The organism is Duncaniella sp. C9 (assembly GCF_004803935.1).
Lineage (GTDB): Bacteria > Bacteroidota > Bacteroidia > Bacteroidales > Muribaculaceae > Duncaniella > Duncaniella muris.
The window spans coordinates 3,229,416-3,243,850 of sequence record NZ_CP039547.1; the positions used below are offsets into that span (position 1 = coordinate 3,229,416).

11 protein-coding genes and 1 pseudogene are annotated in these 14,435 nt (G+C 46.9%); 9 read left to right on the plus strand and 3 right to left on the minus strand.

The genetic code is table 11. The features are described 5' to 3' along the window. Window positions 1–88: 88 nt before the first annotated feature. On the minus strand, window positions 89–874 hold the full coding sequence (istB, locus tag E7745_RS13785; protein ID WP_136408497.1) for an IS21-like element helper ATPase IstB: 786 nt from the start codon (window positions 872–874) through the stop codon (window positions 89–91). Continuing rightward, window positions 858–2,450: pseudogene (gene istA / locus E7745_RS13790) on the minus strand (IS21 family transposase). The gene istB and the pseudogene istA overlap by 17 nt, the downstream one beginning before the upstream one ends. Before the next feature lie 203 nt (window positions 2,451–2,653). Here istA and E7745_RS13795 point away from each other — a divergent pair. Genes E7745_RS13795 through E7745_RS13805 form a run of 3 tightly spaced genes read left to right on the plus strand, consistent with a single transcriptional unit; the run spans window position 2,654 to window position 5,198 of the window. Then, entirely contained in the window at window positions 2,654–4,621 is a 1,968-nt protein-coding gene (locus tag E7745_RS13795) for a DNA topoisomerase (protein WP_136409057.1), read from the plus strand. Then, window positions 4,618–4,899, plus strand: a complete 282-nt coding sequence (locus E7745_RS13800; RefSeq protein ID WP_124076047.1) for a helix-turn-helix domain-containing protein — start codon at window positions 4,618–4,620, stop codon at window positions 4,897–4,899. Before E7745_RS13795 ends, E7745_RS13800 begins: the two co-directional genes overlap by 4 nt. Further along, window positions 4,896–5,198: a helix-turn-helix domain-containing protein gene (locus E7745_RS13805; protein ID WP_240740324.1), complete on the plus strand. Its 303-nt coding sequence runs from the start codon at window positions 4,896–4,898 to the stop codon at window positions 5,196–5,198. The genes E7745_RS13800 and E7745_RS13805 overlap by 4 nt, the downstream gene beginning before the upstream one ends. 56 nt (window positions 5,199–5,254) lie before the next feature. Here the strand turns inward: E7745_RS13805 and E7745_RS13810 are convergent, their stop codons facing one another. Then, a complete protein-coding gene (locus tag E7745_RS13810) occupies window positions 5,255–6,514 on the minus strand; it encodes a site-specific integrase (RefSeq protein WP_123400536.1) in 1,260 nt (419 codons plus the stop codon). A 740-nt stretch (window positions 6,515–7,254) separates the two neighbouring features. Between E7745_RS13810 and E7745_RS13815 the strand changes: the two genes are divergently transcribed. The 6 genes from E7745_RS13815 (at window position 7,255) to E7745_RS13840 (ending at window position 14,434) form a co-directional block, all read left to right on the plus strand. Further along, on the plus strand, window positions 7,255–8,604 hold the full coding sequence (locus E7745_RS13815) for a site-specific integrase (RefSeq protein ID WP_124076045.1): 1,350 nt from the start codon (window positions 7,255–7,257) through the stop codon (window positions 8,602–8,604). Window positions 8,605–8,649: 45 nt separating this feature from the next. After that, a complete protein-coding gene (locus tag E7745_RS13820; protein WP_107036805.1) occupies window positions 8,650–9,822 on the plus strand; it encodes a YhcG family protein in 1,173 nt (390 codons plus the stop codon). A 150-nt stretch (window positions 9,823–9,972) separates the two neighbouring features. Beyond that, on the plus strand, window positions 9,973–10,476 hold the full coding sequence (locus tag E7745_RS13825; protein ID WP_124076043.1) for an RNA polymerase sigma factor: 504 nt from the start codon (window positions 9,973–9,975) through the stop codon (window positions 10,474–10,476). A gap of 90 nt (window positions 10,477–10,566) precedes the next feature. Next, window positions 10,567–11,010, plus strand: coding sequence for a hypothetical protein (locus E7745_RS13830; RefSeq protein ID WP_124076042.1), 444 nt, complete (start codon window positions 10,567–10,569; stop codon window positions 11,008–11,010). Beyond that, a complete protein-coding gene (locus tag E7745_RS13835) occupies window positions 11,007–13,475 on the plus strand; it encodes a TonB-dependent receptor (protein ID WP_124076041.1) in 2,469 nt (822 codons plus the stop codon). The genes E7745_RS13830 and E7745_RS13835 overlap by 4 nt, the downstream gene beginning before the upstream one ends. Continuing rightward, window positions 13,463–14,434, plus strand: a complete 972-nt coding sequence (locus E7745_RS13840; RefSeq protein ID WP_124076040.1) for a DUF4249 domain-containing protein — start codon at window positions 13,463–13,465, stop codon at window positions 14,432–14,434. The genes E7745_RS13835 and E7745_RS13840 overlap by 13 nt, the downstream gene beginning before the upstream one ends. The last annotated feature ends 1 nt before the right edge of the window (window position 14,435 follow it).

The following is a 14,435-nucleotide window of genomic DNA, read 5'->3' on the forward strand; positions in this document are numbered from 1 at the left end:
CCTTAGACCAAGGTTGAATTGACCCCTGAAAATATTTTGAATTGACCCCTGAAAACGTTCTGGCCGACGGGGTCAATTTTATTTTGTCTTATCGGCTTTTTATAGCTTTAAGCTTACGGACGCTTTCGCCGGTAAGCGTGATTCGATGAGCAGTGTGGACAATGCGATCGAGTATTGCATCTGCCACTGTGGAGTCACCGATTGCTTCGTACCAGTCCAGTTCGGGGAGCTGTGATGTCACGATGATTGATTTGCGACCATGGCGGTCTTCGATGATTTCCGTAAGGTGTGCGCGTTCCTTGGCGTCGAGAGGCACCAGGAAGAGATCGTCGAGGATCAGAAGCTGCGTTTTTTCGAGTTTCTTGAGCTCCGTTTCGATTGTTCCTTTGTTTTTGGCGATTTTCAGGGTCCCCATCAGTTTGGATGCGTTCGCGTACAGTACGCGCATACCGGCCTTGCATGCCTCGTATCCCAGTGCTGTTGCCAGATAGCTTTTGCCCGTACCAGAACAGCCTGTGATGAACAGGTTTTCACCTTTACGGATAAAGTCCAGCGATGCGAGACGCTCCATCTGATTACGATCCAGGCCACGCGGAAGGTTATAGTCAATCTGCGCCACCGACGCGTCGTCGTATCTGAAGTTTGCGTTTTTCACCAGGCGCTCAATATTGCGTGCGGCCCTGTAGTCCCATTCTGTGGATAACAGCCAGTTCAGAAAGCTGTCAGGTGTCATTGTCTCGGCGAATGTGGCCTGAAGACTTTCGGAAAACGCTGCCGACATGCCGTGTAAGCGCATACGGTGCATCAGATCCAGAGAGATGGAGTTGCGGTCTTTCTCCGCTGTTATTGGCGTGGTTTTATTGTTCGTTTCCATGTTGTTCGTTGTTGTTGGCTGATAGTTTTATGCTCGCGGCAAAATATTCTTTACCGCGTATGTTCCGGTGGGATGGTGTCTGACGGTCATTGCCGTCGGCATCAGCCCCCGGCAAATAATCCGCATCGGCTCCGGACTCAAGTATGTCCACCATGTCGCTGACACTGTAAAGGCGTGCGTCCATTGCCGCGGCGCATCCTGACACAAGCCGTTCCTGTCCATACTTTTTCTCAAGTTTCATGATGCCACGGCAGACTCTGAAGGCAAGTTCCGGATAACGCCTGTCCTCGATGACAGCCCGCAGATAGTGCAATACGATGTTGTCGATCTGTGCCGCGCGTGAAAGCAGTTCCGCAATGTCGCTCTCGCAGCTCCCCTTGCGTCCGGGCAGATTGTGTGACGGTTTCGTTGTATATTCATACGGAGTATCGTTGCGGTGATGCGTCGCCACATGGGTAAAGCCATGAAAGATGTCGATCGTGTCAGTGTCGTAGACCAGTTCCACACGTTTGCCTACATATTGCACAGGCACACTGTAGTGATGCTTGTGCAGAGTTACTTAGCTGTTACGCTGTACTGTCGCGACAGCCCGCTGTCTCATCTGATAGCGGTTCGCAGGCAATGGCCGGAGATTGTCCCGCTCCACAGCCTCAAAGAGCTGACGGCGTGATTCCTTTCGACGCGTCAGATTACGCGAGTTGAACTTCTCCAGAGACCTGAGGATTGCTTCGTTAAGCGACTCCAGATTATGGAAAATCTGACCTTCAAGGTCTACGTACACGGACCGATACATCAGTTTTACTGCATTTTCCACCAGGGCCTTGTCCTTTGGATGCCGCACACGGGCAGGCACCACTGCGCAGCCGTAATGCTCGGCAAAGGATTCGAAGTCAGGATTTATGACCGGCTCGTCGCGGCCACTGCGCGTGACGGCAGATTTCAGGTTGTCAGGCACAATCGCACATGGTGCGCCGCCGTAGAAACGGATGGCGTTTTCGCAGGCCTTTATCAGATCTTCCTTCTTCTGCGTCCACACTGCCTCGCAATATGTGTAGTGGCTACATGGAAGTATCGCCACAAACACCTCGACCTTTCGTATCCCGGCTGTTGCCTCATCGACTATTTCCAATCTGTCTCCGGCAAAATCGATATACATCTGGTCTCCGGCGCGGTGCTCCACATGCCCGATGGCATTGGTCTGCAGCATGAACTGCCTGAGTTTCATCCCGAAAGATGCCTTCAGATAGCCATCGGGATGGCCGGTATGATACTCTTCATACAACTTCTTGACCGTCATGCCCTTTCGAGAAAGTCGCGCCGCATAATCGGGCAATAGGGCTTCAAGCCTGACCTGCCGCTCCGACGGTTTACGTTCCCTCGCCCCTGGTATGGCAAATAGTTCCTGTAGCCGCGCATCACTCAGCGACGGCAGCTTCTCAGCGGGTATACCGCTGTCCTGATACATTCTCACATAGCGGCGCACCGTGTTCCGGGATATGTCAAAGGCACTACTGATGCATTTTATGCCCATCCCTGATGCGTGACATAGGAGAATATTCTTTAATTTTGTGTTCATGTTTTCTTTGAATTATATCCCCCGTCGGCCAAAACGGAATTCAAAGATACATATAAAATCCCCTGCTGACATTACGTCGACAGGGGTCATTTTTATATTGGGCAAAAGGGTCAGTGATATTTTGGCTTCAGGGGTCAATTCAACCTGGTCTAAGGGGTCATCCGAGCCTGGGTTTTCCAATAATCAATAAAATAAATAATATTATGAATCTCGTAATCGCACACTCCGCTCAAATCGCCTTCGCTGTATCCCGTGCCCTCAACTGCACAGACCGTACCGAAAACGGCGACTACACCAACGACACCGGCAGCATCGTCATCACCTCCGTCGAGTCCAGTCTCGTCGAGCCGGCACCGTTTCAGTATTACGCCGGCGGCAGCGACTTCATCAAGACGCTCCCTTTTATCCCCAAGAGATACCTGTACGGTATCCGTGCTGACAATGTGGGAGGTAAATTCAAGGTCAGCGACGAGGACAAAAGCACGGTCGTCAGGCTTCAGGCTCTTGTCGAGCAGGCCGCAGAGGTCATCTTCGCCTCAAACAACGGAAGTGAGGCTCAGGCTCTATTCGCTATTCTATGTCAGGCAGCAAAAGCCGGACGCCGTATCAGCCGTATGTGGCTGACCACACTGAGCAACCGGGCGATAACCTATGCCTACCGTAACCGCGAGTCAGGCCGCAACATCACACGTATAGCCCGCTCCGGTTTCGTTCACCACGGAATGAACTTTCTGTTCCGTGCCAATGTGGAACAGGCTTTCGCCCAGATGTATGGCAAGCAGTCGTTCCCGATGGAGCGTATGGACATCGCCGCGCTCTGGCTCCTTTGCAACAGCTACGACAACATGAAAGTCAAGCTCCCAAAGAAGACCCGCTATGGCGTCGGCATCACCGGAAATTGGAATGGGAAATCTGTCCAGTTGGCACCGGCTGAACTCTGGACAAAGAAATCAGAGGCTCAGAGCTTGTATGACAAGTTCATGAAACTTAATGGCAAAACTGTCATGGCTGAGGTCGTGGAGGTCAACCCGAAGGTGGAGTGGCGACACGAGTTGCTCAACATGGTTACCCTTCAGGAGGTGGCTATCGAGGAACTGGGATTCCTGCCCGCCCGTACAATGGCGGCCGCAGACCTTCTTTTCGAGAAAGGGCTTATATCTTCACCCCGCACCTCGGTCTCCTCGCTGCCTCATCATCTGAAACGTCACATTGAACGTCGCTTCCCGGAGGCAAAGGCGTTTCCGTTCTGCCCCGAAGAGCAGATACCTTACTGCTACGGAATCATCACCACCGAGCGTACACCTCTTTTTCTCAGCGACGACGAGCAGCGTGTGTATGAACTCATCAACATCCGTACAGAAATGGCTTTTGACTCAGCAAGATGTATAGAGGTGGGAATCGCGGCAAATATCGAAGGTGTCGGTCTTTTTGGCACAGCCGAACTGCCCGATGATGCGGAATGTGTAACGGGTAATATAGAATTTACAATCTCAGGTGTGAGCATCTACTCGTTCTCGGAGCACTCACCCGAAACCCTGACCGCCGCAACATTTCTGCACGACCTCAATGAACTGGTCAACACAGGTGGTGATACACCCTCGCTTCTTCCCGTGAGCAGCTACCGCGACTGCGGAGCCTGCCTCCAGCGTCTCATCGACAACGGATTCGTAAAATATCTGCTTGGCGACATTGAACCGACGGAGAAGGCGCGTGTGCTTCTTTCGCACGCCGGCCACCTCGAACTCGCCGACATCGGCAAGTACATCACCCAGATAGACGAGGCTGACGCGCTCGCGGAGAACCGCAAACCCACAAAGCCTGTAATGAGGGATTATGAGAACTGGCTTCATCCCCTTATTCTCTCGCTCATCACCGACAAGAAATCCTTTGCCAGCAAGGTTTCGGGCTACACCTGCCCGAAATGCGGCAACCACGGGCTGACCGTGTTCCCGGCTACAATAGCCTGTGAATGTTGCGGATTCTCAATCCCGCGCCACTTCCACGGCTACGACCTGACCGACAAGGACATCGAGCAGCTTGTACGATACAAATACACATCGCCCATCTACGGCTTCATCGACCGCAAAGGCCGCAAGTTCTGCGAATCGTTGGTAATCGACAACCGTTTCGGCGTGACATTCTCCGCCAAAGCCGCCAAGATATACGGATGAGAACAGTAGAGATTGATGAGGATATTCTGGAATCAATGTTCGAGCAGGTGGAATATCTTCATTCTTTAGTCAGGACAATTTCAAGACTCCTCGTCTCAAAGAAACCGGATGACCTCATTACAACCAATGAAGCCGCTGCAATATTACGAATGAGCACACGTCATCTAAATAATCTCAAGGCGGCTGGAAAGATTCCTTTCATACAGATCGATTGCAGGGTGATGTATCTCGCAAACGATATTGCGAAATATATAATCATGCAGAAGGCTAAATTATGATTGATATTGTATTTACCAAACGTAATGAAAGGGTGAGAATGTTTTTCAGCCGTTGCAAGGAACTTAAAGACGCTCTGAATCATATCTGCGAGAACTGTCGTCCGATTCTTAATAACGATGCTTTTCTCACGGACGCGGAGCTGGCGCAACGGCTCAGAGTAAGCAGACGCACTCTTCACGATTACCGGAATAGTGGTATATTGCCTTACTATGAAATAGGCGGCAAGTACCTCTATTCTGAAAAAGATGTAGATAATCTCTTGATGAGCAATTATCGTAATGTAATTTACAATCCTTGAATATGACAGAGGCAAGAATCCTTAACCGGACTCTTGCCTCTGTTGTCGTTTGGTGGTTACTGTTTTATCTTCCGTTCCCGTTTCTTTTTGGAGAAGAGGTCTCCGGCCATAACCTCACGGATATTCTGCATATCCTCCATGATTGAGGAATCGAGTACCCGGGCGTAGTGCTGGGTCATCTTGATGCTTGTGTGTCCGAGCATCTTCGAGACATTCTCGATACGTACTCCCTGTGACAGGCATACTGTCGCATAGGTGTGGCGGGCAACGTGAGTGGTCAGCACCTTGTCTATCTCGCAGATGTTTCCTATCTCTTTCAGGTAGCGGTTCATTACCTGATTGCAGGGTACTGGCAGAAGTGTTCCTTTTTCAGCCGCCTTCTGGTTGTCCTCATATTTTTTGAGTATTGCTTTGGGGATGTCAAGCAACGGTATGTTCTGGACAATATCCGTTTTCTGACGTGGCTTGCGAATCCACATGTTGCCGTCGTTGTCCTCGACAACGTGTTCTCTTTTCAGATTGGAGATGTCGATAAACGCCAGCCCGGTGAAAGCGGCCATTACAAACATATCTCTGACCACATCAAGTACACCGTCAAAGTGTCTCCTATATATTATATGGAGTTCATCGAGGGTGAGGAATGTGGGATTTGTCTGTACTGTTCTGACCTTTATTCCGGCAAACGGATCTTTGGTAATCCAATCGTTTGCAAGAGCCCGGTTAGTGATTTTCTTCAGACCTTTCATATATCTGGCCACTGTGTTCTGCTGCTGGTTGCGGTCTATTTTGAGATACATCTCAAACCCATGTACGAAATCGCGGTCAAGACTTGTCAGGGGCAGGTCATCGACTTCATATTTCTTCTTGATGTAACGCTGTAGCAGTCGGGTAATGGTCTCGTATTTCTTGATGGTGCCAAGCTCGAAATCGCGCCCCATCAACGCACGACATTCCTGATTATGTTCCTGAAATGTCGTTATTATCATACGTTCCACAACCTTATGGACACCGATATTGAAAAATCGGTTGTGAAGTTCCTGAGCGGTTGCGACAACTCCTTCCGACTGCATTTCTTGAAACAGCTTGAACAGCTTGATGTTTGTCTCGTCAATATAGTCGTTCACATCTATTGCATTCTTGGACGTGCCTTTGGCGCGTTCCTTTGACTGATTCCAGAGAGCAGGGTCGATATACTTCCCAGTATTGGAATCAATTCTTGTGCCGTTCACAGAAATTCTCATGCGAATCGCACATTCTCCTGTTTTTGTCACGGTGCTTCTTCGATAGAACAGCACCGTCAATCGGTCTTTCTTCATTTCTTCTATGAGTAAAGAGGGGTTAAATCGTCAAGAAATGAAGCCTTTTCGGAGGTGATTTTTTGTCGCTGCAACAACTGATATATCAGTGTGTTATATGCGTTTTAGTGCCACGGTTTTTAGAGGAATTGGTGCCAAAAATTTCTGGCACTGTTTTTGGCACCGATTTGGCACCAAAATGATTTTTGCTGAAATTCCGCCAAAGACATTTTTTTCCTCCGCAAGGCCTCATATTTCTTTCAGACCATACTGAAATTTCTACGCGAAGATAATAAAGACGCTTCCGACTCTTGCTATGCAAATCGTTGAAGAATAATGAAATGAGTATAAAGTTCAGCCATGCACCCCCATCCGGCAGGCTCTCACAAGCCTTTGGCTCCAACGGGGAACCTTCATTCCTCATCGTTCTTCATCGGCGTGCATAGGGCATATAAAAAGTAAAACGCCGATTATGTTGATAATCAGCGTTTTGCCTTAATTTAACATTAAAATAAGTGGTCCCACTTGGAGTCAAAATAGTGAATCGCGTTGAATTTGGATGAATATGAGTATTCAAACGACAATATTTTATATATCTTGAATATCAGTATATTATAACTTGGCTTGAGTATTTGTGAATTGCGCCTCTATATCAAGCAGACGCAAGTAGGCGCAAAAGATGTGGACAATCCGTGGACAGAAATTTGTGTGCGTGGACAATTTTGATTAATTTTGTACCATAACTTTTAACCCCTCTCCTTATGGCTACAATCACAAGGTCTCTTTCCTCGAAAGTAAATGGCAACGGTGAGTCTGAAATCATGCTCCGTCTTACCGTGTCACGCGAATTGCGTCTGCGTCTCAGAAGCGGTGTGTTTATCGAACCCTCCCGATTCAGAGACGGCAAATTTATCATGCCGCGTGCCGACCGCAAGACGCTTGCAAAATTACAAATTATCAGTGACAATCTCTCATCATTGGAGTGCAGATTGATCTCTCTCAGCGTAAACACACCTGCAAATCAACTCAACAAGGAATTCTTTGAGGACGCCATAATGCGTCACAATCATCCGGAATTGTTTGAGACGGTACCTGTCAGCCGCAGTTTCTTCGATACCTTCAATGAATATCTTGACACCACACAGGATGGTACAAAACTGTCAAGCCACTATAAAGTGTTGGCCCGGCTGTTGGATAGATATGAGAAATACAAGCGAAAATCAACCCGGCAGAAATTTCAGTTGACTCTCGAAGATTTTAACGGGGCGATGGTTGACGATTTCAAGCAGTTTGTCATTGATGAACCCAGAATCTATGAGAAATATCCATCCATATATAAGGACGCATCAGATGTTGTGGAGACAAAGCGCAAGCCTCGCAAGCCGGAGCAGCGTGGCCACAATGCCGTAATTGCCATTATGAAACGGCTTCGTGCTTTCTTCAACTGGTGTGTGAAGCGTGGATACATCACTCGCACTCCGTTTGCCTCCTGCACAAGTATCGGCGCGGAGAAATATGGTGTGCCGTATTACATCACATTGGAGGAACGTGACAAAATTGCTGACCGCGATTTTTCATTCAAGAAATCGCTGGAGGTGCAACGCGATATTTTCATCTTCCAATGCCTTATCGGTTGCCGAGTGTCTGACCTTATGGAACTGACACCCGAAAACATTATCAATGGCGCGGTAGAGTATATGCCCAACAAGACAAAGGGAGAGCGACCGGAGGTTGTGCGTGTGCCACTGAACAGTCGTGCAAAGGCTCTTGTCAGGAAATACAAAGGAGTGGATGAGAAGGGTCGATTGTTCCCATTCATCAGCACACAGAAATACAATCAGGCAATCAAGGATATTTTTACACTTTGCGGTATCACACGTGTTGTCACTGTCCTCAATCCCAAGACCGGCGAAGAGGAGCGTAAACCGCTGAATGAGATTGCGAGCAGCCACATGGCACGGCGCACATTCGTCGGCAACCTCTATAAGAAGGTTAAAGACCCAAGCCTTGTCGGAGCATTGTCCGGTCACAAGGAAGGTAGCAAGGCCTTCGCCCGCTACCGAGACATCGACGAAGACATCAAGAAAGAATTGGTCAATCTCCTTGATTGACAGAGATTAATTTCTGAGAATCAGAATAATTTGCTAATTTTGCATATGGATAAGACTAAAGACACCCCATATATCGTAAGAGTTAAGGATTTCAGAATTGACTCTGATTACTCATCATGGCTTTCTGATATAATAAAGCGATATAGGGAGGCTCAGATAAAAGCGGCTCTAAAGGTTAATTATGAAAAATTGCAATTCAACTGGAGCATTGGACGTGACCTTGTAATACGGAAAGCAGAGGAACGTTGGGGCTCAGGAGTTGTTGAGCAACTTAGCTTTGACTTGCAAGATGCTTTCCCTAATGAAAAAGGATTCAGTAGCCGCAATATGTGGAGGATGAAACAATGGTATTTGTTTTTCTCCACATCTGAAGCATCCGAAAAACTGCCCCAACTTGGGGCAGAATTGCAAAATGCTGAAATCCAATCATTAATAAAGCTGCCACAGGTTGGGGCAGAATTGAACGAAGATAGTTTGCCAATGATTCTCGGACTTGTGCCATGGCGTCATCAGACAGACATTGTAACCGGATGCGAATCGTTAGACGAAGCCATTTTCTATCTAAAAGAATGCGTAACAAGAGGATGGAGCCGTCAAACGTTGGCAAATTCAATGAAGGCCAAATTATATGAGAAGCAAGGCAAAGCCATCTCAAACTTTCCAAAATACCTGCCGGAAGCGCAAAGCCGACTTGCGCAGGAAATTACTAAAGACAACTACGATTTCAGTTTTGTGACAGTCCCTGAGAATTATCAGGAAGAACAGTTGGAAACAGCTCTTGAGCAGAACATCACCCGTTTTCTTCTCGAACTTGGAACCGGATTTGCTTTTGTTGGTCGGCAGAAAGAGTTTATCGTCAATGGCCGTAGCCGACGTATTGATATGTTATTCTATCATATCAAACTGAAAGCATATGTGGTTGTAGAACTCAAAATAAGGCCATTTGAACCGGAATTTGCAGGTAAACTCAACTATTATGTAAGTGCAGTCGATGAATTATTGAAAGGACCCGATGATAATCCAACCATCGGATTGCTGATATGCAGTGACAAGGATGAGACTGAGGTACGTTGGGCGTTCAGGGGCGTACATACACCGATGGGAGTGGCTTCTTATGACAATGTCAATACCATTAATGAAACGAATCTATTACCTTCTGCTGAGGAACTTCAAGCACGTATTCGTTTGGTAGAGGAGAAGATAAACAAAAACAAATAATCCTAACCTAAATTTAATTAGAATATAATTGGGATTCTACTACATTCTCTGAATTTTCCAAGACGGTAATTATTTATTTCTTTCATAGGACTTTTTCAAGGGTATTGCGTCTTTTATATTGAGGCCGTATAGCCTATCGATAATGACACAATGATTACTTCGAGAGAATTTGAGACATATTTCAGACGACTGTATTTGCCATTGGGTATGTACGCACTCCGTATCGTTGATAATGCCGACGATGCGGAGGACATTGTGGAGGATACTTTCATGAAGGCTTGGCAAGCTATCTCGTCGGGTGCAGAGATTGAACATTTCAACTCATATATCTACCGATGTGTAAGAAATGAATGTGTGAGCTTCCTTCGAGGGAAAAAGGAATTTGAAAACATTGATACAATCCCGGAAGTATGCGAGGAGGTGATAGACACCTCTTTCCATGATGCAAGGATATGGAAGGCGATTGATGAACTTCCGGAGAAATGCCGTGAAATATTCTTGATGAGCAAGCGTGATGGACTGACCAATGCGGAAATTGCCGAGGAAATGAATATCTCTATAAAGACTGTTAAGAACCAGATGACAAAAGCGTTTGCCCGGCTCAGAGAGTCGTTATCAACCGGGCACAAGCCATTCTTCCTACCTTTTTTATAAAAATTTTAATTCCGGATAGGACCTGAGGATAGTGGTTGCGTCATATAAGTGAACGGGGACAAATCCCGGGACACTTTTTGAACAACCATTATGAATGAAGAAATAACATACATAGCAAAGCGTTACCGCAAAGGGAAGTTCTCCGTTGAAAAGAGTTGGAAACGGTTGAATATAAAACCAGCCTTAAAATGGAATGGTCTCAAAATAGCGGCAGCCGTTGCCTCGGTTGTAGTCCTGTCGGCGACAGCGGCTATCATATATCATCAGTACGAATTGAAAGACACGACTGATAAGATTGTCAATGAATCAGTCAGACCTGCTGCATCGCTGGAGACTGTCAAAATCATTGATTTTGAAAACACGCCGCTCCCTACCGTCATTTCCAAAATTAAAGAGGTGTATGGCGTTGAGGTTATCAATGTTCCGGAGAATGCCGGGGAGTATCGTCTTTCACTGCACTACGAAGGTAACGCCGTTGACCTTGTAGCCACAATCAACGACATTCTTGAAACCCAAATGTCAGTAAAGGAATGAAGCGTTTGATGTCATTGCTGATTGGAGTTTCCTGTTGTGTGTCTGTTGTGGTCGCGCAGAATGTAACAATCCGCGCGGTCAATCAACCTGCCGCAACTGTATTCCGCTCCATTGTTGAACAGACTGGCAAAAACTTTGTGTATTCATCGGAACTGCTTAAAGATGTACGTGTCACTGTCAAAGCCAAGAACAAACCACTGAATTATGTGCTGTCTGAAATGTTCTCAGGCACTCCCATTGAGTATAAAATCAAGGGGAATAATATAGTCTTGAAGCGAAGGAAGAAAGTGGTAAAGACTGAAAAGATCAAACCTCCGGTTGTATCTGTTCCTGTGACAAAGGTATATGAATCCTCGATTAAATCCACGATGCTTGATGAAGTGGTTGTCGTATCGCGTCTTGAAGCCCCTCAGGTCGAGACTGCCGAAATCGGAGCTAAGAAAGTCACCGCCGAGGAAGTGCGCAATACACCTGTGCTTTTCGGTGAGGCAGATGTGATAAAAGCATTGCAAACCCAGCCGGGCGTGACTGAGGGCACGGAGGGTATGGCGGGAATGTATGTTCATGGCGGAAACGCTGATGAAAACCTCTATATGCTTGACAATGTGCCTCTCTATCAAGTCAATCATTTTGCCGGTCTATTCTCAGCGTTCAATACCGATATAATAAGATATATAGACTTTTTCAAGTCTTCCATTCCTGCGAAATATGACGGCCGTCTGTCTTCTTTTATGGATGTGCGTCTGCAAAACGGCAACCGCGACGGTCATCACGGGTCCGCACGTCTCGGCCTGACATCGGGAGCTTTCAATATCTCCGGGCCGATAGGCAAGAAGACAACCTATCTTGTCGGATTGCGCCGTTCTTGGTTTGATGTGCTCACTATTCCGTTTGTTGCGATTGCCAATTCGCAGAACGAAGATGAGAAACTTCGCTTCAACTATTATTTCATGGATTTCAACGCTCGTGTGCAGCATCGGTTCTCACCTAAGGCTACCGCTTTTGTAAGCTTCTATTTCGGGGATGATAAACTGAAAACCGGTATGGAAGACAAGGGCTATGACAAGCCTAATTATTTCGGGTCGTTTTATGATGACCGGTTTGACATGCACTGGGGAAACCTGCTTGCGCAGGCCGGACTCAATTACCGTTTCAATGATAATCTATCATCTGAGTTCACTGCCGCATACACACGCTTCTTCTCCAGCATGAAGCATGATTATATCTATAGAGATAAATCTTCCGACCACATGGACGAATCGCATACTGTCCTCAATACAGACAATAACATCAATGACTGGATATTTCGTGGTGATTTCGATTGGAGTCCCAATGGAAATGACTGGGTTCGCTTTGGTGCAGGTTATACGCGGCATTCGTTCCTTCCGGCGCGTACATCTCGTTCATACGAGGTCGGGACGACACATTTGTCAACCCGCGATTCAACATGGGCCTATGGTGCGAATGAAGTCAACGCATATATTGAGGATGATTGGAAAATAAGTGATAAGTTCAGAATGAACGCCGGTTTCCATGGCTCGCTGTTCAATATCGGGGGAAAGACAAATCTCGGATGGTCTCCGAGATTGTCACTCAGTTATCGTCCTGATGAAGACTGGGCGGTGAAATTTGCATACGCACGGACTACTCAATACGTACACCAACTCAGCCAGAGTTATCTTGCACTCCCAACTGACCAATGGATACCGATCAGCGGAAAGTTCAAGCCGGAGACAGCCGATAAAATATCCGTGGGAGGATATTGGCAATCTCCTGACAAGACTTATGCAGTGTCAGTAGAAGGTTACTACAAATGGATGGATAATCTTGTAGAATACAAGGATGAGTATTACCTGCGTCCCCCTCTCGACTTGTGGAACGCTCAACTTTGCAGTGGTAAAGGTACGGCTAAGGGCGTTGATTTCAAAATTGAAAAAGTATTTGGAAAGGTGACAGGACACATATCCTATTCGTTAGCGTGGGCAGACCGCACGTTTGCCGACAAAAACTGTGGGCACACATTCCCTGCCAAATTCGATAACCGCCATACAATAAATATAATGGTGAATTGGAAAATCAGTGACAAGGTGCAGCTCAACGCTTCGTGGGTGGGACATTCAGGCAACAGATTCACTCTGTTGAATCAAGTGTGGGATGATCCTGACTTTGAAACCACCGATTGGTTCGGAGCCGGAGAGTCACCATTGCGTACCGGCATCAACAGTTATAAGTTGCCTTTCTACCATCGTCTGGATTTAAGCTGTACTGTCAAAAATAAACGTGGGTACTGGACATTCGGCCTCTATAACGCATACTGCCACATGAACACTGTTGCAGTGAAGCGTGGAACCCAAGATATTGCCGTGTCGAAACCCGATGAATACTATATCACCAGTGAACCAGTATTCAAACGTGTCAAACTCCTTCCTGTCATACCCTCGATTTCATACACATGGCTATTCTGAAAAAAATATATCCACTTCTTGCATTACCGCTCCTCACAGGATGCGAGGAGGCGTTCACACCGGATATGCCCCATACTCCGGCATTGTGCGTCAACTCCCTGATAACCGCTGGAGAACCTGTAGAGGCTAAAATTTCAAAGTCAAGGCTTTACACCGACAGTCCCGAAAAATCCGAAGTCAGGGATGCCGAAGTCAGGATTTATGTCAATGGGGAGTTGCAGCTTGACTCCTATATCCCGAAGGAGGGCGACAATATAAGGATTGTTGCCGAAAGTCCTGCAGTTGGCAGAGGTGAGGCCGAGGTTCTTATCCCGGCTTCTATCCCGGCGCCGACTGCTACTTGGGAGGCTTATGATGTTAGTTGCCGGGAATCTGACAATGATATGGTTTTCGTCGAGTTCAAGCTAAAGGTTGACCTCCGGATTGAAGATACGGATGGAGAAAATTATTATAAATTTTCATTCAACAGTGATTTTCAAGCCGATGAAGAGTTGGACGACTTTGCAGCAAGCGGAAATTATGGGTTTGCGATAGGCTCGTTGCTATATGATATGGAACCAATTTTCAGGGAGCATATCGGTATTTTTGAGTCTATCATGGGTGGCGATGCTGAAGGCTTCTCATTCTTCTCAGACCGACAGTTTGAAGGAAAAAGTTATACATTGCATCTTCAATTTGACAACTGCTGGTTCCGCTATCCAAAAGGTGAGATACCCGACTGCAACGTCAATTTGATTGTCAGCTCCGTGTCGCCCTCCTACTACAACTGGGCCAACTATATTTGGCAGCGTGATAGCGGCACTCTGACCGAACTTGGAGACTACGGTTTTGGAGACCCGATTTGGGGCTATAGCAATGTGTCTTCCGGAGCCGGTGTTGTGGCGGCTCAATCGAAATCAGTCTGCTCGATTGATTTAACAGACTTCATTAGGGAAACAATAAACGAAACAATCAAATAGA